The organism is Aquimarina sp. AU58 (genome assembly GCF_900312745.1).
Classification (GTDB): Bacteria; Bacteroidota; Bacteroidia; order Flavobacteriales; family Flavobacteriaceae; genus Aquimarina; species Aquimarina spinulae.
On the sequence record NZ_OMPD01000013.1, the window covers coordinates 1 to 26,182 of the forward strand.

Consider the following 26,182-nt stretch of genomic DNA (forward strand, 5'->3'; position numbering starts at 1 on the left):
TCTCTTTACGGGTTCCTGGTAGGTCATCACCAGCATCTCTTAGTGTTGCCATACTCATTGTACGGGTGTCTGTAGTTTGAGTACTATCTGAAAAAGAAAACGCCAGACATTCTTGTAATGGTTTAGTTGTCAAATCACTTTTAAAAGAATTAAATAATAGTGTTGCAGAATTGGCATAAGTAACCGCGTATTTCTTAAGCAAATAAGATAAGAGGGTTGGATTATTAGAATCATCTTTTTGAGTGAGTAATAACTCAAAATTAAGATGCCATAGTGGTCCATCGGGGATAATGATGAGTTGATCCCCAACTAATTTATCTTTAATCGGTGCTATAAGTGTATTATATAAGGTATATGCTTGTTGTTTATATACTCCTGTGTTTTTGTTAATGATACTTTTACGAAATATCTCAACTTGCTCGGTAAGTTTTGGAGTAGATAGTTCTTGTACACCAATATCATGTTTAGAAATCGTAAAAGCATAGGTGATACTATCTGCAGTAAAGTACTCTAATAAAGTAGTTTTTTGATCTAACTTTTTTTGAATATCGACAATTGAAATTACTTTGTCATTATACTTTAACTGGTAATATTTAGGGTAGTTCTTTTCTAATATCTCATTTAATGAATCTTGCTTCCTGTTTATACTAAATAATTTGTTTTTGAATTCTATCAATTTACTTGATTCAGATTTTTCTTTTTGGATTTTTGATTGATAATAGGATCTGTCAATTTTTAATTTTTTTTCGAATTCTATTATCTTTTCAGGTAATCCTGAAAACCTTTTAGAATCATTGTTAATCAATTCTATCAAAGTATTTGCTTTACTTTTCTCAAAAAAATAAAGAACATCTTGTAGATCTAAAATATCATTATTGTACAGCAACATTGATGCTTCTATCCCAACCTTATTAATATCTTTAGCCTTTTTAGAAAAAAATACTTTGTCCTTGTAATTCGCATTATGAAACCTTGCAAAACGTATCAAAGAATCTGAAATTTTACATTGTTTCTGGCTTTTCAAAAGGTTATTCGTTTTCAAGTTTTTTCTGTATGCCAATAAATATGCTTTAGCTTGCCCTTCATAAGAACTCAATAAAACATTATGATTCAAAAAATTAGAAAACTTTACTTCTGTTGAAGAATTAGACCTTAGGTTTGATTCAACTGCTTTTTTGAAGTTAGAAATAGCCAAAATATAGTTATTATTAGCCAAATTAGCATTTCCTAATAGGTTGTAAATATGAGATACTCTAGGGTTATTTTCTCCATATTCACTAATTCTTATTTCTAAGGCATCTTGAAGGTATTTTAAGGCAAGATCTATATTCTTACCTCTAGTATATAATTGACCAATTTCTTTATAACTATTGGCAAGAGATACATGACTTCCTTTATATCTTTTGTTTTTAATCTTTAGGGATTTCATGAAAAATTGAAGCGCTTTATCCTTTTCATCTTTAAGCATATATACTGTTCCTAAGTTATTATAACCATCTGCAATTGCGATATGACTTTCTCCATAAACTTTTTCTTTTAAATCAATTGATTTTTTTAAATACTCTATTGCTTTTATATAATTGTCCATTTCTTTATAAATAAGCCCCAATTTGTTATAAATAAAAGCAAACTCTCTATCGTCTTGATTGTTTTTTTCTAATAGACGAATGATTCTCTGGTTGAAGTCAAGAGCCATATTCAAACGCCCTGTAAGATGATATATACTGGCAAGATTATAATAAACAAGATAAAGGTCTAAGTGATCCTCTCCCAACTCCTTTCGGATCATTTTCGAAGTCTTCACTAATATTTCTGACGCCAGGTCATAAAGCCCTTGTTCTTTGTATGAATTGGCCAGGTTAACATTAACTTTTCTTAGTTTTAAATGACCTTCACCAAAAAAAGATTTTTCAATAGCTAATACTTTATTTTGATACTTGATTGCAGTATCAATTTCTCCCTTAATATAATGATATACTCCCAAGTTACCAATAGAAAGACTTGTTTGTAAATTGTTTTCGCCAAAATATTCTTTTCTGATGTTAAGACTTTTTTCAAAATTATCACGTGCTTGTTCGAAATTCCATTTTCGGAGGTGATAATGCCCCTTTATATCATAGATATCTGCTATTTTATAATGACTAGATCCATGATGTTTAGTAATTAAAGCAAGTGCCTTTTCAACATTTTTTCTTACGTCTTCATACTTACCTTTATAAATATTTATCCTGGCCAAATTAATATAGAAATTGTATAAATCTGAAGGGTATTGAAAAGCTAGTTTTTCTCGAATGTTTAATGCTTTTTTATAATATTCTTCGGCTTTTTTATTATTGGATTTTATGTAATAATAATAATCTCCTAAATTATCCAGAACTTTTGATTTTTGCTGATCTAATTTATGAGTATTACATAAAGACAATGCCTGTCGCATAGAAGACATTGCCTTTTCATCTTCAATTAAAAAGATGTAGTTTGATGACAATCCGTTATAACAAGCTACAACACGTTCCTGGGCTTTGGCTTTTTCATAAATAGACAAAGCTTTTTTAAAATAAACAATAGAACTATCTGAATACCTATGTACCAATAACGAATCTGCTTTTTTATAATATTGAAAAGCTACTACCGTATCATTTGTTACTTGTGCATGAGTAGCATGTAACGATACCATACACAAAACAATAGAGAAAAAGGAGGTTAGAAAAATCGATGATAATTTTTTCATAAAAGAACTTTAATCAATAAACAAATTATAGTTTTATATTTTATCATTTACAGCGCTTCATCTCTTTAAAGAGAAGTGTACTGTGCTAAAAATAGATCATCTAAAAACAGTATGTTCCTTTTTAGGTGATCTTTGGGTAGGATTGATAACAAAGATATAGGTTTATATCGTCTCATTACTTATTTTTTATTCTTTGCTTGTTAACAGATTCGATGTAGCGTCTACTTTATAATGAATTCATCTTAACTTTTTCTGGAAAATAGAAAAAGTTAAGATTTAAAATTTCTTGTCACACTGAGCTTGTCCAAGACATTTGAAAACGCAAACTTGAAAGCACTTCGACAAGCTCAGTGTGACGGGCATATGTACACCATCAACCAGTTATAAACTTAAGACGATACCTCTTTACAACACCTTTCGAAGCGTTACTGAAGTCCTTCGAGGGCTGCCTTTATGGCTTCGAACCCCAAAAATTATCACTTTTATCCCTCCTCTCAAGCCCTTTATGCCATATGATATCAGCTCGAAGCCTGAATGTATCCTTTCGAAGAGTCATCATCATCCCTCGAAGCATTAAAATATCAGCTCGAACCACCTTTTGATAGGGTACTCCCCATATCGACAAGGGGACACCTCCTTATCGTGAAGGGTGTCTCACCCTAAAAAACATCAAGAAATTATCCCTTAAAAAACACTCGATCCGACAGTATTCTATTGATTAAGCTTATGCCAAATACCAACGCTAGGTAAAAAAATTATCAGAAGCCTTAATTCAATTGTTCTTTTTTAATCTTAGTCATATCTTTTTGCATCAGTTTATCGATTAATGTCTGATACATCTCTTTTGGTAATCCACAAGCGATAAGATATTCTTTCATAAGGTTTTCTTCTTCTTTTTCGATAGCTCCATCGGCCAATAGTACTACAGCTGCTTGTGCCAAAATATTAATTAGCGCTTCTGATGATAGTTCATTTCGTGCTTCATTAAGAAAATTAAAGACCTGGTTATCCTGGTTACCAGTTGCTTTTATATTTTGATGTATCGCCATTAATTCTTCCTTCATTTCTGGGAACCCTTCTATAGCATCCATAATTTCGCGCTCTTCTTCTGCAGCAAAATCTCCATCGATAATCGACATATGTGTCATCGAGGCTATAAGTGCTTTGGCAAATACTAATTTTGCTCGTTTTTGATTCTCGTTAATCTCATCCTGCGAGCGTTGTAAGATCGTTTTTATATTTTCGTTATAGGCACTTTTACAGCTATCGCATTGATAAAATCGATCTACTACATCCAGTGGAATCATGGGGATAAAAAATAAGGTAAACCATCTGCGATAGAGCTTATTTACGAGATTTCCATTATTGCAATTTGGACATGAATTTGATAAAACAGGACTTTCACTCACGGTGTGTTTTAGTCCTCTTGTTCCGAAGATAATAAACATAACTATGTAGGTATTTAATGATTTAAGGTATTTTAAAGATACTATAATATTCTAAACCTCCTAATAATCAAACTACCATCCTTGTATTGCCGAACTGCTTATGGTAAAAAATTAAACCTGGAGTAGCAGAACGAGGTTATGCTTTTCGTCAATATATTGAGATAATACTACCTCTGACTCGAATTTACTGGAATATATAAACAGTTCGTACTATACCTTATTCACTTTTTTTGGCGATACCGCATTTTCTCCGGATGGTTCTTTCGGCGAGGGCTGCGACATTTCTGGCACGATCCTCAGAGCCTCCGCCTTTAATAACCTCATTATATACTGTTTTGTTTTCTATAAGACCACGTAGGATACAGGTAAATCCTGGGCTGTCTTTACCTTTGAAAGGATTCTTTTTTTTGGGTCTTGCGATCAACTCCCCGAACAAGCGATCTTTTAATACTATATCTTTTTGCACTTCTACTACCAACGTATATAGGACATTTTGATCTTCTGGATCCATATCATTTACCTTATCCAAGGCATTGGAATATTCATCATTGGTGAAATTAAAATATGCATAGATATCAAAGTAGTTGTTTTCTCCTTTTTCATCCTCCTGTACCTCTTCTTCACTTTGTATTTCTTCTTCATTTTGATACTCTTCTTCGCTTTCCTGGCTTACTCCTTTGAACACGGATACTAGTAATATTACAAAAATGGATAGCCTCTTCATTTGTTCTATAGTTTTAAATTAATTTGGGTATAATACCATTTCCAATCTAAATTTACTCAATAAAACCGCTTCTTTTGTCTAATATTTCAAAATAAAACACAACCGTAGCCCTGCTATGCTTGAATTTTCTTTTTCATCTAAGTCAAAAATCCATCATTTTTCTTATGAGTAAATTTAAATCAGAACTGGTATAATAAACGTTTGACAACGTCCTTTTGTTATCTGCTTTCCTTATTTTTATACTTTTATAACCCATTGTGCATTTTGATAAAATTCTGTCAATTCGAGTGAATTTTACGATTAAAATGAGTAAAATATGTATCGAGAATAAGAATTTTAACCTTTAAATGGGTTCTCGATACAATTTTTTTATCAAAAAATCACTCGAACTGACATTTTGAAAACTATTTTAACTTAAAATGCACAACGGGGTTTTATATAAAAACAGTATGCTTTTTCATTATATGCATAATTAAGGATTTTATTTTTTGTTTACTAAAATCTGTGGCACGCTTTTTGGTTTTTATCAAATAAATTACCTATTTTGAGGCAATTTTTAAGGTTATTTTAACAATAAAATAAATTTTATCGCGTTCTGATAACCGGTGTAATTAACCTATAAACTATAATACATTATTTTAACACCCAAAACTATGAAAAAATTATTTTTACTTGCATTTGTGCTATGCACAGGATTATCACTTCAAGCTCAAGAAGATTGGAAAACCCAGAAAGTTATATTTGATAAGGTATACTCCTTAGCTACTGATCTTGGTGAACAAACTAATAAAGTGACTGCAGCAGGCAATGTGATTTCTGTTATTACTGGTAAAGGAACTATATCGGTACAAAAAAAATTAGATCCATCTAAACCTAAGCATTTAAATCACTTTGAATATCATCTATTGACTACTGCGGGTAAGGATATTTTATTAGATAAAATGAATGCAGAACGTGTGATTGAAACTTTTCATGCCAAGCTTTTAAAACTAAAGACATCATTAGCAGAGAATCAAGATGCTGATGTAGAGAATATTTTGAAGGATTTATTTAATTAAAATACAATTCTTTTTCAAACAAAAAGAGCGACACAATGTGTCGCTCTTTTTATTTTCAATTACTTCTTAGATATCATTCAACAGTTTAGTGATTTCATCCAATTTTGGAGTTAGGATCACTTCGATTCTTCTGTTTTTACTTTTTCCTGTACTGGTATCATTAGATGCTACAGGAGCAAACTCTCCTCTACCAGCCGCAGTGATGTTTTGTGGGTCAATTTTCTGGTTTTGTAACAAAATATTTACAATGGCAGTAGCTCTCTTGGTAGACAAATCCCAGTTGCCCGATAGCTGTCCGTTACCTGTATAGGGTACGTTATCGGTATGCCCTTCGATCAAAACAGCAATATCGGTATTATCGCCCAATACTTTACCGAGTTGTCTTACTGCTTTTTGTCCTTGTGCTCCTACTGCCCAACTACCAGATTCAAACAGTAGTTTGTTTTCCATAGAGATATAGACTTTGCCATTGCGCTCTTCTACAGTAAGGCCTTTTCCTTCAAAATTTCGCAGTGCTTTAGATATTGCACTTTTAAGTGCCTGCATTTTGGCGTCTTTGGCTGCAATTAACCCTTCTAATTCATCTACTCTCTTAGAACGAGAAGCGAGGTCTCGTTGTAATGCATCCAAACGATTACGTTCTTCGGCCAGCGCTCTTTCTTTTTCCTCCAGTTGTTTTAGCAGTTCTCTGTTTTTCTTACTATTGGCCGCAATCGCTGCCGAACTGTTTTTCTCTAATGCATCATACGAATCTTTTAAGTTTTCATAATTAGCCTGTGCTGCATTATATTTTCCTTGCAAATCATCTCTCTCGGCTTTAACCTTTTGATATTCGGCATCTAATTGTTCTAATGCCTTTCTATTGGCATCGCTTGTTTTTTCTAAAGCTGCTAATTCGTCTTTGGTTTTACGATTTTCTCGCTTCAAACGAGCATACTTGCTTTCTAATTCTTTGTACACTTTAGAAGAAACACAAGAAGTCATAAGAGTACCAACAAGTATAACAGATACTATTCTTTTTATCATTTTATGTTGTTTATGGGGTTGTTTAATTATAAAAAATTAAGAAGCTTGAAACCTATTTGGTTTAAATTTGGTCCCATAAGCTATCTATTAATATGTTTTTAATTCACTAATTACTATTAAAATAACTTTATTTTATGTTTAAGCTAAATAACTTCAATTTAAACTTCTTTTCATTTTCTTTGCTCGCCCAAAAGAAAACGAAACAAAAGAAAAGGCTCTTTTTCAAGGTATTTTTCAGTTGTACTGAAAACCAGATTAGTGTTGCTAAAATCTTTCCAAGGTTTCAAGATTTTCTAACGCAAAACAAATCTTATACTGGTGAAAAAGATTTTCAAAGCTCTGCTTTGGAACGTCAGTATTACGAATGGATAAAAATTCATCAGACCTTCAACATGAGCGCAAAATACGATATATTCACATTCAAAAAACTTATTCTCGATACACCGCACCTGAAAGCGCAGCACTCGAATTGACAGTCTTTATTCTATAGACTACTTAGATGTAATAGTATTACATTGAAATAAAATATCACTATCCTATACGCATCTATACATCTAATTCGACTACAATAGGGCAGTGGTCACTATGTTTGGCTTCTGATAGAATAACGGCTCTTTTTAAATTATCTTGTAAAGGCTGAGATACCATACCATAATCCAAACGCCATCCTTTATTATTCGCTCTGGCATTAGCTCTGTAGCTCCACCATGAATATTGATGTGGTTCTGTATTAAAATGTCTAAAAGAATCTATAAAACCGCTATCGATAAAATTACCGATCCACTCACGCTCTACTGGTAAAAATCCTGATACATTTTTATTACGCACCGGATCATGAATATCGATTGCTTTATGACATATATTATAATCTCCTAATATCACCAAATTGGGGTGTTCTTTTTTAAGTTCATTAATATAGGTCTGAAAATCTGCCATATATTTCAGCTTATGCTCCAAACGATCTATATTGGTACCACTAGGGAGGTATAAACTCATTACCGATACTCCATTAAAATCAGCTCTCAGGTTACGGCCTTCAAAATCCATATAATCAATCCCGGTACCATACTCTACATGATCAGGTTTTGTTTTAGAAAGAATAGCAACACCACTATATCCTTTTTTCTGAGCACTATACCAGTAATTATGTGGATATCCGGCTTCTGAAAACAGATCGAGATCTAACTGTTCTTTATTTGCTTTTATTTCCTGAAGACAGATCACGTCGGGGTCAGTTTGTTGTAACCATTCTAAAAACCCCTTGTTTATTGCTGCTCTAATTCCGTTTACGTTATAGGAGACGATTTTCATACTCAAAATACTATTTGGTTTACATAATTCAAACAATGTCGTTTAGTTAAGGATAAGATTTAAAATTTCTTGTCACACTGAGTCTGTCGAAGTGCTTTCAAATCTGTTTTTTCAAATGTCTTCGACAGGCTCAGACTGACAACTAAAAGCTTAACTAAACGACATTGATAATTCAAATCTACCAATTATTAAAGAAAATGAAGCGTCATATCGATACATTTTAATCATCAATTATGAATTTAAATTGACGTATAAATCCCATCATATTCTAATAAATTTTTATGATCTTTATAGTAAACAACCACAAATCATGAAAAACATGCTTAAAACCGCCTGCTTACTTCTACTATTTAGTGCATATAATTGTGTTCCTGCAAAAGGAGTAAATCCTGAAGGTGCTGCAACCACAAAAAATGATATTCAAATCTCGACATCAAAAGAAATGATAGAAAAAGGATTTAGTAAAGGTACTATAGTAAGTAGTAAATCTGAGGGGTGCCCTTATATTCTAAATGTTGAAGAATATAAAGATAACCTGGATCCTATTAATCTTGGTGATTTTTATAAAACCGAGGTTCCCAAACAGGTTTGGGTAAAGTTTTCTAACCTTAGAATGGCAAGTAGATGCAATAATGCTCGTCCCGTTTCTATTACAGAAATTAATACGCGTAAAGAATAAACGTATTATTTTAACCCGTTGTGCATTTTAGAAACTAATAGTATAAAAAGGCGTCAATTCGAATTAAAAAGTCTCAAATGCACAATGTATTATTGTACAACAAACCTCGTAGCGTCTGCTTTTCTTTTGTTACCAAATCGTGCAAAATAGACTCCTGATCTCGCATAGGACATATCCAGATCGTATACAAATCTACCATTGGCATCTTTTCTCACTATATTAGAAACAATGACCTGCCCAAGAATATTAAAAATATAAAGTCTCGTCTCGGTTTCTGGGCCAGAGTCTGATTTGGTAATCAAAAATTGGTTGTCTGGTTCTGTAATTACAATCAATCCCGTATTTAACTCTTCATTTTCTCCTATCTCTACGGTATAATCATGAGTTGTTCCAAAATCCATCGAACCACAGGGGTTATTAAGAGGGGCTCCACTATTGGTATTAACATCTCCTGCACGAATCCTAAGCAAATGACTTCCCAACACAGCATCAGCAGCGATTGAAACCGTAAAGTCCTGATCGGCATCAGCAGCTTCGATAATTTGATTATCAACCAACAATTCTGATTCTTCAAAAACGATATTGTCATTAAAATCAATCCACATAGATACCCGCTCCGATCCGTTATTATCTGCAAATCCAGTTTGTACGGTTAATGTATAGTTTCCTATAGATCGATTTAAATTGATGGTGAAATCATTTGTAAAATCTTCATATCCTGTATCACAGGCAATTTGAGTATTCGTAACATTTGCCAATTCGAAAGATTTAATTCCATCTCCAAATCGCGTACAATTAGCTGTTGGTCTACAAAACGCTCTTTCTATTGTTCGGGTAATTGTATCATTAGCTGTATTTTGATCTGCAGCTAAAGCCGTTCCTAATAGAAATTCGAAAGTCCCTGTTCCTGTAATATCTGCCAGAGTGGTAAATGTATAACTTGCTTCGGTTTGTGGTTGCAGGGTACCTGTAAAAACTTCTTCTACTCTGGTTCCATTATTTAAAGTATAAAAAACCGGAATATTAGTTTGCGCAGCAGAACCAAAATTATATAGTGTAATAACAACGGCTTCTGAAGAAGCTGTAATACCACTATCGAGAGCAGGAGATGTTAATTCTGCCACTCCTACATCAACAGAAAATAAATTATTGAGCGTTACCTCACTACAATCATTTTCGGGATTGATATCTCCCGCTGCATTAGTTTCTGCTGTTATAGTATACACTCTTTCTGTACTAAGATCTGCATTGGTAGCAAATGAAAAAGAAGCTGTTCCTAATGGTGCTATAGGACCCGCTAACAGCTCACTAACAGGGGGTCCTCCATTAATAGAGTATGTAACCTGGATATTACTTTGAGCTGTAGATCCAAAATTCTTAACCGTTACAGTAATGTTTTCAGAATTAGTAAAAGTGGCGTCATTTCCTGGCGTGTCTATACTTACTACTCCTACATCGGTTGTAACTGCACCAGCCACTTTAAAAACTCCTACAACATTTCTCGAGTTGTCTCCTGTATTTTCAAAGTATTCTGCAATGTGCCAAAACGTTTGATCATCGACAGGGTCTACAGTAAGCTGTGCATAATCTCCGTATCGTTGTGGATCTCCTTCGCGTTGTATATCGGTTCCGATCTTGATATCTTGCTCTGCTACGGTCATCGTTCCTAATGGATCACCTGCAAGTCTACCGGTATATCGAATTGAAGCAAAACTATCTGCACTCGCCCCGGTACTTGTTGTACCCATTGTTGTGTACCCCATACCAATATTACCATAAATATCCATAGCCATACTTCCACACCAGGCACTTTTACCATCGGGAGAAGTATAGGTTCCTTCCTGAAATACAGTCCAAGGTTGACCATCTCCACTTTGTCGTAATTCGTACCAACGTATTCCTGCTACATCATCTGCATCTGCATCTATATCTACGACATGATTAAGTACTACAGAGTTATAATTACAAAATCGCCTGTAATTACTGGCAAACATAACTGCCCCTTGCAATGCATCAATATTTCGATCGCTACCAGGTTGTGGTAAGTTACCAAAAGACCCGCCATCAAAAGTAGAGTCAAATGGTGTTACCGTAAGTTCTTCTGCTTCTGTAATTGTAGATTGACTGGGAGAAACCCAGTCTACATTAACTTTCCATAATTTTAAAATATCCTGATCAACACCTTCCCACTCATCATCCTGAAAATAAATAATTCTGGCATCACCATCAGGAGGTAATGTTTTTCCTAAAGCATTAAATGATGCCGGACTGTAAAACCCTCCTATTCTAGCTCCAGGAAGTGGAAATCCCACCATTTTTACATTTTCTTGTTCTGCTCCTTGTAGCATTTTTTCTCTTTCGATTACAAATACGATCTCGCTGGTTTGTACCGAATTTTGATCTTTATTAGCTGTTACATAGTATCCATCAGACCAAATTGAAAATTTTGTGTAATCAGGAAACCCTTCTGTATTAAATCGATAGGTATACCATCCGTCATTTACAGGATCTGGTCCCTGACCCACAGCTACCAAAAATCCATCTGGAGTATTAGAAAACTGAGTGATTACAAATCGATCTGCAAAACTATCATAAAATACAATTGGATCTCCAAGGGTTTCTCCTGGAAATATATTCGCTAATGATGAGGAAGCTACTAACTCATTACCACTTCTATCGTGTATTGCAAAAGCAAAGTTTTTGGCACTTACATAATGATTCGGGCCAACAGCTCCTGTAGGATCAGAAGGAGCTCTATTGCTAGAATTTGTCTCGAATGTAAGAGAAGGAGCTTTACCAGCTCTCATCATCTGATTGCTCTTTTGTTTGGCAAGTAAAGGATCCATTCCTTTGGGAAGACCTTTTCCCGGAACAATTTTGTTGGCATCTGTTCTTCTAGGATTAATCTTACCTTCTCTTGGTTCACCCGGCAATAGTTTTTTCCCTGCCAATGGCCCTATTGCCCTCATATAAGTAGCAGTAGTTACCATACTGGCATTCATGGTTTCTTTCTTTTGTGAAAATCCAATGGTAACAAAAAACAAAAAGGAAACTACTACAATTTTCTTTAATAGCATAAGCAACAATTTATATTAAGACCTGGCTCTTTACTTAGAGACTAAAATACAACTAAACTTCAAAATAAGACAGTTGTAAGGCACTTTATCCTAAGTATTGATAAAAAAACGGTTAATTTTAAAAAAAATTATCAATAATCATCAATGATTATATTGTATTCATGTTTTTATTAAAATAAAAAAACTGCCTCGTAATGAAGCAGCTTTACCAGGGAAAAACTTATCCCAAAATTATTTTAACCAATACTCGGCATCTGTTTTTTCAGAAATGATAGCCTTAAGCTCTGTAATCGCCACTCGTTTCTGTTCCATAGTATCTCGATCTCGTATGGTAACTGTATTGTCTTTTATAGTATCGTGATCTATTGTAATACAAAATGGAGTACCATTGGCATCTTGTCTTCTATATCGACGTCCAATAGCATCTTTTTCGTCGTAAATAACATTAAATTTCCATTTTAGATCATCGACAATCTGTTCTGCAATCTCTGGCAGGCCATCTTTTTTAACCAAAGGAAGTATTGCTGCTTTTACAGGCGCAACGACTGCTGGTAATTTTAATACTACTCTACTCGAACCATCTTCTAATTCTTCATCTTGCAATGCGGTAGAGAATACTGCAAGAAACATTCTATCTAATCCAACTGACGTTTCGACAACATAAGGAACATAGCTTTCTTTTAACTCGGGATCAAAAAACTGTAATTTCTTACCTGAGTGTTCTTCATGGGCTTTAAGGTCAAAATCTGTTCTGGAGTGAATTCCTTCTAATTCTTTAAATCCAAATGGGAAATTAAACTCAATATCAGCTGCAGCATTTGCATAGTGTGCTAGTTTATCATGATCGTGAAAACGATAATTCTCTTTACCCAATCCTAGTGATAAATGCCAATGTAATCGGGTTTCTTTCCAGTATTCATACCATTTCATTTCCTCACCGGGGCGTACAAAGAATTGCATTTCCATTTGTTCAAACTCCCGCATTCTAAAAATAAACTGGCGCGCTACGATCTCATTTCTAAATGCTTTTCCGGTTTGAGCAATCCCAAATGGTATTTTCATTCGTCCCGTTTTCTGAACATTCAGGAAATTCACAAAAATACCCTGAGCAGTCTCTGGCCTTAAGAATAAATCGGTAGCAGATTCTGCAGATGCTCCTAATTTAGTACCAAACATTAGATTAAATTGTCGCACCTCTGTCCAATTTTTGGAACCAGTATCCGGATCAGCAATTTCTAATTCTTCTATCAGTGCTTTTACATCTGCAAGATCTTCGTTATCCAAAGATTTTGCCATACGCTGTAAAACCTCTTCTTTTTTAGAAAGGTATTTTACCACTCTTGGATTAGTAGTTACAAATTGGGCTTCATCAAAATCATCTCCAAAGCGTTTTTTGGCTTTAGTGATTTCTTTTTGAGCTTTTTGATAAAGCTTCTCTGCATAATCCTCGATAAGTACGTCGGCTCTATATCTCTTTTTAGAATCTTTATTATCAATAAGTGGATCACTAAAGGCATCTACGTGACCCGAAGCTTTCCAGGTTGTAGGGTGCATAAATATTGCAGCATCAAGACCAACAATATTCTGGTGCATATTCACCATACTTTTCCACCAATATTCTCTTATATTTTTTTTAAGCTCTACTCCATTTTGACCATAGTCATATACTGCACTTAATCCATCATAAATTTCACTAGAACCAAAAATATACCCATACTCCTTAGCATGGGCAATAACCTTTTTAAATTTATCTTCTTGCTTTGCCATTGCGCAAAAATAACTGAATTTAAATGAATTGAAAACGAATCTGATTTTGTTTTTTATAAAATCTTCATCTGTTGCTAATGCAGGGATTACTTATCGAAAGTAATTTCTGACAAAAGCATAAAAAAACCGTCATATTTTAAGCAATATGACGGTTATTAATTATATATCTAAAAAATTATTTTAGTTCAAACTGAGTGTTTGAGATCATTTTTGGTCCAGAGAATACATTTACAATATAGTTTCCTTTAACTAATTCTCCTTCTGCTGTATCTACTAATACACAAACATCTAGTGCTTCATTTTCATAGAATACTTTATTAGTCCCACTATAAGTAAGTGTTGCACTATCAAAGTTTACAGCTATTTTATCTCCTATCAAAACATTACTAGGATTAACCACCTGTACATAAAGATTTTTATCTCCTTTTTCGGTTAATTTATTTGGTGCAAGTGTAAAACAAACTCTTACTTTTTCGGCTCTTTTTGCTCTAGTAGTAGTTGATATTTTACCACTGCCACGTACACGTACTCCTTCTGCTTTGATATTTGCCGCAGTAAGTGCTGAACCTCTTTCTACAATATCAGCAAGTTTGCTGTTTTGAGTCTGTAAAGAGTCTGATAAGATTATTCTTTTATTTAATGCAACAGAAGTACTATCTAAATCTGTAGCTAATTGTGTATTTGCAACCGTTAAACTATCTGCAAGCTTAAACAATCTTTCACGTTCCTTCTTAAGTTTACCTACTTCTCTTCTGTAACGAGAGATCAAAGCCAGGTTAGCATCATTATCTTTTACGCTATCCAATAGAACTACGATACGTTCTTTTGCCTTAAGTAAATGATCATCCATTACTTCATTAAGGGCAATAGCATTGTCATACTTTGTTATCAATTCTCCTAATTCACTTTCAATAAGATCCTTTTCTTGTTGCAAAATTGCTTTATTTTGCTTCTCTTCGTTGTAAAACTTATACGTAAATATCCCTAGAATAAGTAACAGTGCTCCTAGAACACCGATAAGGATCTTAAGGGTTAAGTTATTGTTTTGAGTTGTCATAATTAAGATTTATAATTTTTGATGGTTATTTTAATAGCTAAATATAATAATTAATGTTAATCTCCCTAATAAAATGCTAAGAGACTTAGCGTATTTATTCTACCCTATATATTGTGCTGCCTGTGACAGTCCTTTATATGCGAATGAAAGGTTACTGTGTACTTCTTGTAGACACGAGCTTCCTTTGGGCAATTTTCATAACGTAAACGCAAAAAAAATTGAAAAAGTATTTTATGGCCGTGTCAAAATTGAAAATGCTACTGCTTTATTTGTATTTCATAAAGATAGCTTAGTACAAAATTTAATTCATAATCTAAAATATCGCGGAAGAGAAGAAATAGGAAAAGAACTGGGCAAATGGCTTGGTCAGGAACTAATTCAAACACCTGAATACCAGTTTATTGATTCTGTAATACCAGTTCCTTTACACAAAAGAAGATTACGGGAAAGAGGATATAATCAAGTAGGAAAATTCGGAGTCGAAATTGCCAAAAAACTAAATGCCGAATATATTGATTCTGTTTTGAAAAAAATTTCCTACAATAAAAAACAATCCAAACGCGGAAGAATTAGCAGATGGATAAACACTGTTGAAACATTCGGAGTTCAAAATGAGTCTTTACTTGTAAATAAGCATATTTTGTTGGTTGATGATATTGTTACGACAGGGGCTACCATAGAATCTTGTGTAAATGCATTAAAATCTATTCCTGGTATCAAAATAAGTGTCGCCACAATAGCTATAACAGAATAAGTTAAAATAAGGTTTGATATACAATAAATTTACATTTGAAACCTTGTTATATAAACGCAATTGACCCAACACACTTCTATTTATAAGTTAATTTTGAATTAGCTGTTAAATAGACTTTTATTAAGTTTTTTGTTTTTTAAATATAGTTGTTTCTTTGTGTCCTAAAATTATTGCGGAGATATGAGCAAAAGAATACATATGATATTGCTTACCTTGGTATCACTTGTCATTGTGATTAGTTGTGCCAAAAAAGGTTCTATAACCGGTGGTCCCAAAGATGAGGCTCCCCCGGTTTTTATAAAAGCTATGCCTCCCAATTTCTCTACAAATTTCGACAAAAAAGAGATCAGAATCTATTTTGATGAATATGTAAAATTAAAAGATCCTCAAAAACAAATTATCGTTTCTCCTCCTATGGATCCTAAACCAACCATTACTCCTTTGGGAGGAGCTAGTAAGTACATAAAAATTAAATTTCTCGATACCTTATTAGAAAACACAACCTACAGTATTAATTTTGGTGAAAGTGTAGTAGACAATAACGAAGAAAACCCTAATCCTTTTTTTAGGTATGTTTTTTCTACAGGAGATTCCCTTGATTCATTAAGTATAAAAGGTACCGTTGGCGACGCTATTCAAAAAAAGGCAGATTCTTATATTACCGTAGCGTTGTATGAAATTGATGAAAACTATTCTGATTCACTAGTATATAAAACCGTTCCCAGATATATCACTAATACTTTAGATAGCTTAGCTTTTAGCTTACAGAATCTGAAAGAAGGAAAATTTAAGCTCATTGCGTTAAAAGATATTTCTAACAACTATACCTATGAGCCTAAACAGGATAAAATAGGGTTTTATGAAGAGATAATATCACTTCCTGAAGATACTGCCAAAGTTTTTAACCTTAACATATTTAAAGAAGTTTTGGATTTTAAGGCACTAAATCCAAAACAAGTCTCAAAAAATAAATTTATTTTTCCATATGAAGGTGAAATAGATAGCATGAAAATCAAGCTGCTAAGTGAAGCACCAGATACATTTGAAACTCGAATCTTTCCTGATAAAGACAAAGACACATTACAGTATTGGTTTAGACCATTTTTTGAAGCCGATTCATTAATATTTGAAGTAACTAATGTCAAAAAATATCGAGATACTATACTTACCCGGTTTAAAGATCAGTATAAAGATTCTCTTGTAGTATCCTCTGATATTGGAGCTACACTTCCACTTAATACAGATTTTGTTTTTACCGCAAATACTGCTCTGGATAGTATTAATGAACAATTAATCTCTCTAACCGATAAGGATACACTCGAAATTCCTTTTTCTATCAAATTAGATATTGCAAAAAATGAAGCAAAACTAGCTTTTGAAAAAGCTGAGAGTAATGCCTACACTTTACAGTTTTTACCAAATGCTATTAAAGATTTTACCGGCAACGTTAATGACACTATAAAAATCAATTTCAGAACAAAGAAATTAACCGATTATGGAACTATTTTCTTAACACTTCAGAAAGTAGAAGCTTATCCGATTCTGGTTCAAGTCACTAACGAACAAGAAGAAGTGATTTCAGAAAAAGTTGTAAACAGTCAGGAAACTTTGGTTTTTGATTATCTCGACCCGTCCAAATATTACATCAGAATCGTTTTTGACCGTAATAATAATGGCAAATGGGACAGTGGTAATTTTTTAAAAGGAATACAACCCGAAGAAATCCGTTACTTTGCAGAACCCATTGATGTTAGAGCAAATTGGGAAATAAAGCAAACCTTTACATTAGATTAATTTAAAATCATCTTTATCGTCGAGAAAAGGTAATTTATTTCTTGTTTTTTTGACATGAGACATGTCTAATGTTACGTATAAAATAGCTTCTCTCTCGATAGGATTTTCTTCTAAAACCGAATTTCCTAAAACATCATATACTCCAGAATGACCGTTGTATTCATATCCTTTACCATCTAGGCCTACGCGATTTACCCCGATACAATAACACATATTTTCGATAGCTCTCGCTTTTAGCAATGCATCCCACGCATCAATTCGAAGTTTTGGCCAACTGGCTACATACAATAACACATCATATCCCGAAGTATTTCTCGCCCATACCGGAAACCTGAGATCATAACAAATTAGTGGTTTAATTCTCCAACCCTTATATTCTATAATTACATCTTTTTGCCCTGCGGTAAAAACTTCTTGTTCTTTGGCAAGTGTAAATAACTGATGTTTATCATACACCTCATAAGTCCCGTCAGGAAGCATAAAAACCAATCGATTATAATAGTTTCCTTTTTCTTCAATAATAATACTTCCTACAATTGCACAATCTGCCGATTTGGCCATCTTTTCTAACCATTGCAACGTATCTTCACCCATTTTTTCTGCTACTTCTATAGCATTCATTGTAAAACCTGTAGTAAACATTTCGGGTAAGATAATTAGATCTACTTTCTGGGATATCGAATTTATTTTTTGAGTAAAAGCTGCACGATTCTGTACTGGGTTCTCCCATGCCAGGTGAGATTGGAGTAATGCGACATGTAAGTTTGTATTCATAACACGAAAATAGTGAAAATCTTCATTTTTAATACTCATGTAATATATCGTTTACATGAACTTAGCATTGTAAAATCTACTTCTATCAATAAACACCTTAAAAAACCATCCCTTTTTTTAAGGGATTCACCACAAAGTTCTTTTCTTACCATGTATAGTATTTATTATCCTGCTATGTTTGAGATTACATAGAAAACCTAGATTAATAAAAACTTAAAAACAATACTTATGAAAAAAAATACTCTAGTAATCATCAGTTTTATTTTCTCTCTAATTTTAGCTTCTTGTGGAGAAAAAAATAATACTACATCAAATGATAGTGAAGAAACAATAGCCGAAACTTCAGCTGTAGCTTCTTATGACTTATCAGAAAAAGGAATCCCTACAATTATTGAAGGACCAAGAGAAGCTACTATAGGAGAAGGAATGGGTGCTGGAGAAATTGATGGTGTAAAAACAATAAGTTTAGGTATAACAAAAGATAAATTTAAGCTAGAGATAAATATGGATAGTGCGCCTTCTGAAAGAACATTAGACGAACTTGTAGCTTTTCATAAGGAATTAAGTCAAGAGGAAGAGGGGTTTGAATTGATAAAAGAAGATTCAAATGGTTTTATTTACAAAACAACCGAGGATGGAGAAACTAGTCACAATTTTAATTATGTTAAAATGAATGAAAAAGGAGATGCTTTAGAAATGACAACTGGATTTAGTTTGGTCAACTATACTTTAGAAGAGGTAGAAAAAATGTATGAAGCAGCTAAAAAAGCTACTTGGAAATAGTTTTATCACCAACAAAATCAACTGGTTGCGAAACTTTACAGAGATAATAAATTTATATGGGATCGTCTAAAAATTACTTTTTAGACGATCTTATTTTTTTATCTCCAAATACAACACTTATATCTACTTCTTTTCGCCAACTAATTATTTTAACCCAGGCTAAAATCAAAAAGCAAAATGATATGGCAACAAACTTTATGGTATTCTAGATAATCTCTATTCTTTTTTCCAGAAAATCCTTATTTTCGCACACTTAATAGAAAGAACGATCAAATGAGCACGAAGTTTCCTGAATATAAAGGACTTGACTTACCTAAAGTAGCTGACGAAATACTGGATTTCTGGCAACAGAATACCATATTTGAAAAAAGTATTAGTGAACGAGATGAAGCAAAACCGTTTATCTTTTTTGAAGGCCCTCCTTCAGCAAATGGATTACCGGGAATTCATCATGTAATGGCTCGTGCAATTAAAGATATTTTTTGTCGGTATAAAACACAAAAAGGATATCAGGTACAACGTAAAGCCGGGTGGGATACACACGGACTTCCGATAGAACTTGGTGTAGAAAAAGAATTAGGAATTACCAAAGAAGATATTGGTAAAAAAATCACTGTAGAAGAGTATAATGAAGCTTGTAAAAAAGCCGTGATGCGTTATACCGATATCTGGAATGATCTTACACAAAAAATAGGATATTGGGTAGATATGGACGATCCATATATTACCTATAAGTCTAAGTATATGGAAAGTGTATGGTGGTTACTTTCTCAGATTTATAAAAAAGGATTATTATACAAAGGATATACAATACAGCCGTACTCTCCTAAAGCAGGTACAGGACTAAGCTCACATGAACTTAATCAGCCAGGTACGTATCAGGATGTTACCGATACTACTGTGGTAGCTCAATTTAAAGCTAAAAAAGAAACATTGCCTTCGTTTTTGCAGGAGATAGAAGAAGCTATCTATTTTTTGGCCTGGACGACAACTCCATGGACTCTTCCTTCGAATACAGCATTAACAGTAGGTCTTAAAATTGATTATGTAGTTGTAAAAACATTTAATCAATATACTTTTGAACCGATTCATGTTGTTCTTGCAAAAAATTTGGTAGGAAAGCAATTTGCTGGCAAATTTGTGCAGGCAGAAACTAAAGAAGAGCTTACAACTTTTAAAAAAGGAGACAAAAAAATTCCTTATTTCATCTTAAAAGAATGTAAAGGAGCAGATCTGGTCGATATTCGATATGAACAACTTATAGATTATGTACAACCTTATCATAATCCAGAGAATGCTTTTAGAATTATTGCCGGTGATTTTGTAACTACCGAAGACGGAACCGGAATAGTACATACTTCGCCAACTTTTGGTGCAGATGATGCGTTGGTAGCTAAACAAGCAAAGCCAGAAGTACCTGCATTATTAGTAATTGATGAAAATGATAATCTTGTACCTACTGTAGATTTACAAGGACGATTTATCCCACAAATGGGTGATTTGGGTGGTAAATATGTTAAAAATGAATATTACGATGATGGTGAAGCTCCAGAGAAATCTGTAGATGTAGAAATAGCCATTAAATTAAAAATAGAAAATAAAGCTTTTAAAGTCGAAAAATATGTACACAGTTATCCAAATTGCTGGCGTACCGATAAGCCTATCTTATATTATCCTTTAGACTCGTGGTTTATCAAAGTAACCGATTTTAAAGATCGTATGCATGAGCTTAATTTGGGTATTAACTGGAAACCTAAAGCAACTGGTGAAGGCCGTTTTGGGAACTGGTTGGCTAATGCTAATGATTGGAATTTATCTCGATCTCGATTCTGGGGAGTTCCATTACCGATATGGAGAACAGAAGATGGTAAAGAAGAACTTATCATTGGCTCTGTCGAAGAATTAAAAGCCGAAATGACAAAGGCTGTTGATGCAGGAGTGCTCGATAAAGATATATTCTCAGATTTTATTGTTGGTGATATGAGCGAAGAGAATTATGACAAAATTGATCTTCATAAAAATGTAGTAGACAAAATTATCCTGGTATCTTCTTCGGGAAAACCAATGAAACGTGAGAGCGATCTTATTGATGTATGGTTTGACTCTGGATCAATGCCTTATGCACAATGGCATTATCCTTTTGAGAATAAAGAAAAGGTAGAAGCGGGAGGAAGAAAGGCCGATTTTATAGCCGAAGGAGTAGATCAAACTCGTGGATGGTTCTATACGTTACATGCTATAGGAACTATGATCTTTGATGATGTTGCCTATAAAAATGTAGTATCTAATGGTCTTGTATTAGATAAAAACGGCCAAAAAATGTCTAAAAGACTTGGTAATGCAGCTGATCCTTTCGAGACTTTAAAAACTTTTGGACCAGACGCTACCCGATGGTATATGATTAGTAATGCCAATCCCTGGGATAACTTGAAATTTGATGCTGAAGGGATTGCAGAGGTTCGCCGTAAGTTTTTCGGTACACTATATAATACGTATTCATTCTTTACTTTATATGCTAATATCGACAATTTCACGTATACTGAAGCGGATATCCCATTAGCAGAACGTCCCGAGATTGATCGTTGGATTCTAAGTGAACTACATACCTTGATCAAAAATGTAGATACCTATTATAATGATTACGAACCTACCAAGGCAACCAGAGCAATCTCTGATTTTGTTCAGGAAAATTTAAGTAACTGGTTTGTACGCCTAAGTAGAAGAAGATACTGGAAAGGCGATTATCAAAAAGATAAAGTTTCTGCTTATCAAACATTATACACCTGTATGCTAACGATTGCTAAATTAGGAGCGCCGGTAGCGCCATTTTTTATGGATCGATTATATAAAGATTTGGTAACGGGAACCAAAAAAGAAGCTTTTGAAAGTGTTCATTTGGCACATTTTCCTGAGTATAATCAGGATTTTGTAGATACATCTTTAGAACACAAGATGCAAAAGGCCCAGACCATATCTTCTTTGACACTTTCTCTTCGTCAAAAAGAAAAAATCAAAGTTCGACAGCCATTACAGCGAATTATGATTCCTGTGCTAAACGAAGCCGAAAAGAATGAAATCAATGACATTGCAGAACTTATAAAAAGTGAGGTTAATGTTAAAGAAATAGAACTTATAGATGATGCATCAGGTATTCTGGTAAAGCAAATCAAGCCTAATTTTAAAACATTAGGCCCTCGTTTTGGAAAATATATGAAGCTGATTGCCAACAAGATACAATCTTTCAATCAAGAAACTATTAAAATTCTTGAACAAACAGGGCATTTTGATGTAGAAATTAATGATAAAATTATTACATTAGGTACCGATGATGTAGAGATAAGCTCTCAGGATATTGAAGGTTGGTTAGTAGCAAATTCTGGAGCTTTGACTGTAGCATTGGATGTAACGATAAGTCCTGAGCTTAAAAAAGAAGGAATCGCCAGAGAACTTATAAATCGTATTCAAAACATTCGTAAAGATAGTGGTCTTGAGGTGACTGATAAGATAAAAATTGTTTTTCAGGAAAATGAAGCCATTCAAGAAGCTATCGCCACTAATGAGAATTATATTAAAAATGAAACCTTAACCGAGACAATTGAATTTGCATCAGATGTAATAAATGGTACAGAAATTGCGTTTGACGACATTGCAACCCAATTGATAATAAAAAAACATTAAGAAGTATGGCAGAAGATATCAAAGTAAGGTACAGCGACGCTGATTTAGCGATGTTTAAGGAAATCATCGTAGAGAAAATGGAAAAAGCACAGAAAGATTTAGAATTAATAAGAAGTGCTTACAAAAATGACGGAAATAACGGTACAGATGACACTTCACCAACGTTCAAGGCATTTGAAGAAGGAAGTGAAACGATGTCTAAAGAAGCAAATACACAACTTGCAATTAGACAAGAAAAGTTTGTACGCGATTTAAAGAATGCTTTATTACGTATTGAAAACAAAACATATGGTATTTGTCGTGTAACAGGGAAATTAATTAATCCTGATCGATTAAAACTGGTTCCGCATGCTACATTAAGTATCGAAGCAAAAAATATGCAGAGTTAAAACAAACAAATAATCTATAATTATAGATTTGACCTCACCGGTTTTTTAAACTAGTGAGGTCTTTTTTTTATCTTGTATGTAACCTTTTTAAAAAAACAAGGTATTAGTAATAGAACCCAACCAAAAGAGTAACATCTTGAAAAATCTAACTGACGAAGAATTAATGATTCTGGTATCCAATGGCAACCTGGATGTAATGAGTGTCCTTTTTGAAAGATACCATATCAAAATCTTTAATTTCTTATTAAAAATGACAAGAGATCGAGAGATCAGCCAGGACATTACACAAGAAGTTTTCTATAAAGCAATTAAATATAGAACTTCTTATAAAAAAGGAAAGTTTTCATCATGGATCTATACCATTGCCAGAAATATATTTAGCGATCATTATCAAAGTCAAAAAACAGTCGCTCAACGTTTCGAAAATATTGAATATAAAATAGAGCAAAAAGAACAAGATCATATTGAAATAAAAGAGACTAGTGAAGAATTATACCGAGCATTAAATCAACTTAATAAAACCGATAAAGAGCTCGTTGTCATGAATAGATATCAAGGAATAAAATACCAGGAAATAGCCGAGATTACGGGCTCTACACCAGGAGCTGTAAAAACCAAAGTTCATCGGGCTATCCATAAATTAAAAGATTATTATTTACAAAACATATAATTGTTATGAACTGTAAAGACATACAAAATCAACTGATCGATTATATAGATCATAATCTAGATCAGGAAACATATCAAAAGGTAGAAGCACATCTTAAAAATTGTAAGCAGTGCAAAACAGCCTTACAAGAACTTCAAACCGTTTTTGAAGCTATACATGATACTTCTTCTCAAGAACTTCCGGATAAAAGTTTACAAATGAACTTTGAAGAAATGTTGAGGAAAGAAAAAGAGATAATCAATGATCCTAAGATTGTATCCTTAAACCCAAAAACCAAAAGTTCATGGAAAACAGCTTTACAGATCGCTGCAACCATTGCACTTGTTTTTTCGGGGTATTTCTACGGAAAACTAGAGAACACCGCATCACTTTCTGAGGAAATGGCGGTATTAGAAAAAGAAAAATACCAAATGAAGCAAACGATGACCATTTCTTTAATAGAAAATGAATCTGCGAGCAAACGCCTACAAGCCGTAAACTATGCAGAGGAATTTGAAAAACCAGGAAATGACATCCTAAATGCTTTAATCAATAAAATGCATTATGACGATCATAGCAATGTGCGATTAGCTGCAGCAGAAGCACTGGCAAAATTTTCGGATTCTGAGATGGTTCGTAAAGCATTAATCAATGCCTTGGATATTGAACAAGATCCAGGTATACAAATTGAATTAATTCAAATATTAGTTTCTATTCAGGAAAAACGCGCAGTTCCTTCTATGGAAAAATTACTTCAGAATGAAGAAACACCCGATTATGTAAAAGATCAGGTCAAAATCGGGTTACCAAATTTAATTTAAAAATTCAATCAAAAAACAAATAGTCATGAAGAAAATAGCAATCGCATTACTAGTATTTATAGTAGTAGGAAATCTAACTGCACAAGATTATAAACATTCTCTACAAGGAATCAAAAAAGTAAAAATAGCCTCAGAATCTGGAGTTATAGCAAAAACTCACAGCCAAAATGAAGTATTGATCAAGGGAGAAGGAAGAGAAACTCCTGAAAAAGCCCGAGGATTAAAAGCAGTATATTCTGGTGGAAGCGATAACACCGGTATAGGAATCTACGTTCAAAAAGAAGGAGAAACTCTTATCATTAGAAACCTTAAAGGTATGCATAGTGAAACTTTAGAGATTTATCTCCCAAAAGAGATCAACATTACTACAGAGAGTAGTAATCTGGGGAGTTTATCTTTTAGCGGGTTTTCTTCTGAAATAGAAGCAAGAACCAATGTAGGAGGTATTACATTAAAAAATGTTACTGGTCCTATTGTAGCTAAGACGGCAACTGGTGAAATTAATATTGTATTCGACAAAGTAAGTCAAAGTTCCCCAATTTCTATTGTATCTGCTACAGGAGCAATCGACGTAAGTCTGCCATCAAGCACTCCGGCAAACTTAGAATTAAAGACTTCTATGGGAGAAATATATACCGATTTTGATATAAAATTCCCTGTTGAACATAAAAACATGAAGGTAATTAGTGGTAAAAGAGCTATCAATACCCAAATTAATAATGGTGGAGTTGATATTACACTAAGGTCATCTACAGGAAATATTTACCTGAGAAAAAAATAATCGAGGTCATCAATTAATCAAAAAAAACAACGAACATGAAAACTGTATTAAAACTCATCCTGCTGTGTTTTGTTTCATTACAAATACAAGCGCAAAAAGTAATCCAAAAAGAACTTACTACTTCTGCTGATCTAATCAAGGTAGAATTTAAATTTGCCCAAGACATCGTTATCAAAACATGGGATAAAAGCAACGTGTCATTAAAAGCCAACGTAAGCATTAATGGCGGAGAATTTGATGATTATTTTAACTTAAAAATAAAAAACACTTCATCTGTTCTGGATATATCATCAGACTATGGTGATCTATTCGATAAATGGAAGAAAGAACGTGGATCTGACAATAAAAACAATTGGGGGCCTTGCAATAATTTAGACATCGATGCTATGTATACTCTGTATCTTCCAAAAAATTCTACACTAAGAGTAAAAAGTATTTCTGGAAATGTTGAGTCTGAAAACTACCAGGGAGAACTAATTGTAGATATTATTAGCGGAAATATTGATATTAAAAACTATAACGGAGATCTTAATCTTAAAACCATAAGTGGTGATATTGATATTAATGTCTCAAAATCGAGATTAAAAGCCGAAACAGTTACCGGAATGATTTATTCTGATAAAGACATGAAATTTGATCATGGTAAAAATAGGATAGTAGGAAGCAAAGTAACCGGTACTTTTGGAGATGCAAGAAGCCAACTAAAACTAGGAACTGTAAGTGGTAGCATATTCATTAGAAAGCAATAATACTGCAAAAAATATCATTTTAGGTATAAAAAAGTTTAACCATCTCAAGCATTTTATAATGAGATGGTTAAACTTTTTTAAGTAGTTGGTACTGATAAAAGCATTTAGGAGAGTAAAATGATAAAAAAAAAATCG

At 33.4% G+C, this 26,182-nt stretch carries 20 protein-coding genes; 11 read left to right on the forward strand and 9 right to left on the reverse strand.

All coding sequences use genetic code 11. The features are described 5' to 3' along the window. The 3 genes from DK441_RS10320 to DK441_RS10330 form a co-directional block, all read right to left on the reverse strand. The coding region (locus DK441_RS10320) for a tetratricopeptide repeat protein (protein ID WP_160112037.1) at positions 1-2,728 on the reverse strand (2,728 nt) is incomplete at its 3' end. A gap of 767 nt (positions 2,729-3,495) precedes the next feature. Then, entirely contained in the window at positions 3,496-4,176 is a 681-nt protein-coding gene (locus DK441_RS10325) for a TerB family tellurite resistance protein (protein WP_051476004.1), read from the reverse strand. 217 nt (positions 4,177-4,393) lie between these two features. After that, on the reverse strand, positions 4,394-4,900 hold the full coding sequence (locus DK441_RS10330; RefSeq protein ID WP_160112038.1) for a hypothetical protein: 507 nt from the start codon (positions 4,898-4,900) through the stop codon (positions 4,394-4,396). A 653-nt stretch (positions 4,901-5,553) separates the two neighbouring features. Between DK441_RS10330 and DK441_RS10335 the strand changes: the two genes are divergently transcribed. Beyond that, positions 5,554-5,958, forward strand: a complete 405-nt coding sequence (locus DK441_RS10335; protein ID WP_074406905.1) for a hypothetical protein — start codon at positions 5,554-5,556, stop codon at positions 5,956-5,958. Positions 5,959-6,024: 66 nt separating this feature from the next. Here DK441_RS10335 and DK441_RS10340 read toward each other — a convergent pair whose 3' ends face one another. Both DK441_RS10340 and DK441_RS10350 read right to left on the reverse strand, forming a co-directional pair. Then, positions 6,025-6,984, reverse strand: a complete 960-nt coding sequence (locus tag DK441_RS10340) for an OmpA family protein (RefSeq protein ID WP_109098668.1) — start codon at positions 6,982-6,984, stop codon at positions 6,025-6,027. A 546-nt stretch (positions 6,985-7,530) separates the two neighbouring features. Next, entirely contained in the window at positions 7,531-8,295 is a 765-nt protein-coding gene (locus DK441_RS10350) for an exodeoxyribonuclease III (protein ID WP_109098670.1), read from the reverse strand. A 310-nt stretch (positions 8,296-8,605) separates the two neighbouring features. On the opposite strand from DK441_RS10350, the gene DK441_RS10355 reads away from it, so the two are divergent. Then, on the forward strand, positions 8,606-8,974 hold the full coding sequence (locus tag DK441_RS10355; protein WP_109098671.1) for a hypothetical protein: 369 nt from the start codon (positions 8,606-8,608) through the stop codon (positions 8,972-8,974). 89 nt (positions 8,975-9,063) lie between these two features. Here DK441_RS10355 and DK441_RS10360 read toward each other — a convergent pair whose 3' ends face one another. The 3 genes from DK441_RS10360 to DK441_RS10370 all read right to left on the reverse strand — a co-directional run bounded on the left by DK441_RS10360 (position 9,064) and on the right by DK441_RS10370 (position 14,875). Then, positions 9,064-12,051, reverse strand: a complete 2,988-nt coding sequence (locus tag DK441_RS10360; RefSeq protein WP_109098672.1) for a GEVED domain-containing protein — start codon at positions 12,049-12,051, stop codon at positions 9,064-9,066. A 231-nt stretch (positions 12,052-12,282) separates the two neighbouring features. Further along, positions 12,283-13,818, reverse strand: coding sequence for a glycine--tRNA ligase (locus DK441_RS10365; protein WP_109098673.1), 1,536 nt, complete (start codon positions 13,816-13,818; stop codon positions 12,283-12,285). 175 nt (positions 13,819-13,993) lie between these two features. Further along, the gene (locus DK441_RS10370; RefSeq protein WP_109098674.1) at positions 13,994-14,875 is read right to left on the reverse strand and encodes a hypothetical protein; all 882 of its coding nucleotides are present in this window, start codon (positions 14,873-14,875) and stop codon (positions 13,994-13,996) included. A gap of 73 nt (positions 14,876-14,948) precedes the next feature. On the opposite strand from DK441_RS10370, the gene DK441_RS10375 reads away from it, so the two are divergent. After that, positions 14,949-15,629 carry a ComF family protein gene (locus DK441_RS10375; RefSeq protein ID WP_074406898.1) on the forward strand — a complete coding sequence of 227 codons (681 nt, stop codon included), beginning with the start codon at positions 14,949-14,951 and terminating at the stop codon, positions 15,627-15,629. Positions 15,630-15,809: 180 nt separating this feature from the next. Next, a complete protein-coding gene (locus DK441_RS10380; RefSeq protein ID WP_109098675.1) occupies positions 15,810-17,423 on the forward strand; it encodes an Ig-like domain-containing protein in 1,614 nt (537 codons plus the stop codon). Here DK441_RS10380 and DK441_RS10385 read toward each other — a convergent pair. Further along, entirely contained in the window at positions 17,415-18,236 is an 822-nt protein-coding gene (locus DK441_RS10385; RefSeq protein WP_370444309.1) for a nitrilase family protein, read from the reverse strand. The genes DK441_RS10380 and DK441_RS10385 overlap by 9 nt on opposite strands. Positions 18,237-18,425: 189 nt before the next feature. Between DK441_RS10385 and DK441_RS10390 the strand changes: the two genes are divergently transcribed. The 7 genes from DK441_RS10390 (at position 18,426) to DK441_RS10420 (ending at position 26,047) form a co-directional block, all read left to right on the forward strand. Further along, entirely contained in the window at positions 18,426-18,980 is a 555-nt protein-coding gene (locus tag DK441_RS10390; protein WP_109098676.1) for a hypothetical protein, read from the forward strand. Positions 18,981-19,253: 273 nt separating this feature from the next. Then, positions 19,254-22,658 carry an isoleucine--tRNA ligase gene (gene ileS, locus DK441_RS10395; RefSeq protein ID WP_109098677.1) on the forward strand — a complete coding sequence of 1,135 codons (3,405 nt, stop codon included), beginning with the start codon at positions 19,254-19,256 and terminating at the stop codon, positions 22,656-22,658. 5 nt (positions 22,659-22,663) lie between these two features. Then, a complete protein-coding gene (locus DK441_RS10400; protein WP_074406893.1) occupies positions 22,664-23,047 on the forward strand; it encodes a TraR/DksA C4-type zinc finger protein in 384 nt (127 codons plus the stop codon). Positions 23,048-23,183: 136 nt separating this feature from the next. Beyond that, complete coding sequence (locus DK441_RS10405) at positions 23,184-23,717, forward strand: RNA polymerase sigma factor (RefSeq protein WP_109098678.1); 534 nt, start codon at positions 23,184-23,186, stop codon at positions 23,715-23,717. Positions 23,718-23,722: 5 nt separating this feature from the next. Then, entirely contained in the window at positions 23,723-24,517 is a 795-nt protein-coding gene (locus tag DK441_RS10410; RefSeq protein WP_109098884.1) for a HEAT repeat domain-containing protein, read from the forward strand. Between the two features lie 25 nt (positions 24,518-24,542). Then, positions 24,543-25,298 carry a DUF4097 family beta strand repeat-containing protein gene (locus DK441_RS10415; protein ID WP_109098679.1) on the forward strand — a complete coding sequence of 252 codons (756 nt, stop codon included), beginning with the start codon at positions 24,543-24,545 and terminating at the stop codon, positions 25,296-25,298. Between the two features lie 35 nt (positions 25,299-25,333). Continuing rightward, the gene (locus DK441_RS10420; protein WP_109098680.1) at positions 25,334-26,047 is read left to right on the forward strand and encodes a hypothetical protein; all 714 of its coding nucleotides are present in this window, start codon (positions 25,334-25,336) and stop codon (positions 26,045-26,047) included. Positions 26,048-26,182: the final 135 nt, after the last annotated feature.

Bases quoted from the DNA above. Each gene is read 5' to 3' on its own strand.
- DK441_RS10370 (WP_109098674.1), bottom strand. From the start codon at position 14,875: ATGACAACTCAAAACAATAACTTAACCCTTAAGATCCTTATCGGTGTT.
- DK441_RS10385 (WP_370444309.1), bottom strand. From the start codon at position 18,236: ATGAGTATTAAAAATGAAGATTTTCACTATTTTCGTGTTATGAATACA.
- DK441_RS10365 (WP_109098673.1), bottom strand. From the start codon at position 13,818: ATGGCAAAGCAAGAAGATAAATTTAAAAAGGTTATTGCCCATGCTAAG.
- DK441_RS10350 (WP_109098670.1), bottom strand. From the start codon at position 8,295: ATGAAAATCGTCTCCTATAACGTAAACGGAATTAGAGCAGCAATAAAC.
- DK441_RS10420 (WP_109098680.1), top strand. From the start codon at position 25,334: ATGAAAACTGTATTAAAACTCATCCTGCTGTGTTTTGTTTCATTACAA.
- DK441_RS10340 (WP_109098668.1), bottom strand. From the start codon at position 6,984: ATGATAAAAAGAATAGTATCTGTTATACTTGTTGGTACTCTTATGACT.
- DK441_RS10375 (WP_074406898.1), top strand. From the start codon at position 14,949: ATGCTAAGAGACTTAGCGTATTTATTCTACCCTATATATTGTGCTGCC.
- DK441_RS10325 (WP_051476004.1), bottom strand. From the start codon at position 4,176: ATGTTTATTATCTTCGGAACAAGAGGACTAAAACACACCGTGAGTGAA.
- DK441_RS10400 (WP_074406893.1), top strand. From the start codon at position 22,664: ATGGCAGAAGATATCAAAGTAAGGTACAGCGACGCTGATTTAGCGATG.
- ileS (WP_109098677.1), top strand. From the start codon at position 19,254: ATGAGCACGAAGTTTCCTGAATATAAAGGACTTGACTTACCTAAAGTA.
- DK441_RS10335 (WP_074406905.1), top strand. From the start codon at position 5,554: ATGAAAAAATTATTTTTACTTGCATTTGTGCTATGCACAGGATTATCA.
- DK441_RS10360 (WP_109098672.1), bottom strand. From the start codon at position 12,051: ATGCTATTAAAGAAAATTGTAGTAGTTTCCTTTTTGTTTTTTGTTACC.
- DK441_RS10415 (WP_109098679.1), top strand. From the start codon at position 24,543: ATGAAGAAAATAGCAATCGCATTACTAGTATTTATAGTAGTAGGAAAT.
- DK441_RS10355 (WP_109098671.1), top strand. From the start codon at position 8,606: ATGAAAAACATGCTTAAAACCGCCTGCTTACTTCTACTATTTAGTGCA.
- DK441_RS10410 (WP_109098884.1), top strand. From the start codon at position 23,723: ATGAACTGTAAAGACATACAAAATCAACTGATCGATTATATAGATCAT.
- DK441_RS10390 (WP_109098676.1), top strand. From the start codon at position 18,426: ATGAAAAAAAATACTCTAGTAATCATCAGTTTTATTTTCTCTCTAATT.
- DK441_RS10380 (WP_109098675.1), top strand. From the start codon at position 15,810: ATGAGCAAAAGAATACATATGATATTGCTTACCTTGGTATCACTTGTC.
- DK441_RS10330 (WP_160112038.1), bottom strand. From the start codon at position 4,900: ATGAAGAGGCTATCCATTTTTGTAATATTACTAGTATCCGTGTTCAAA.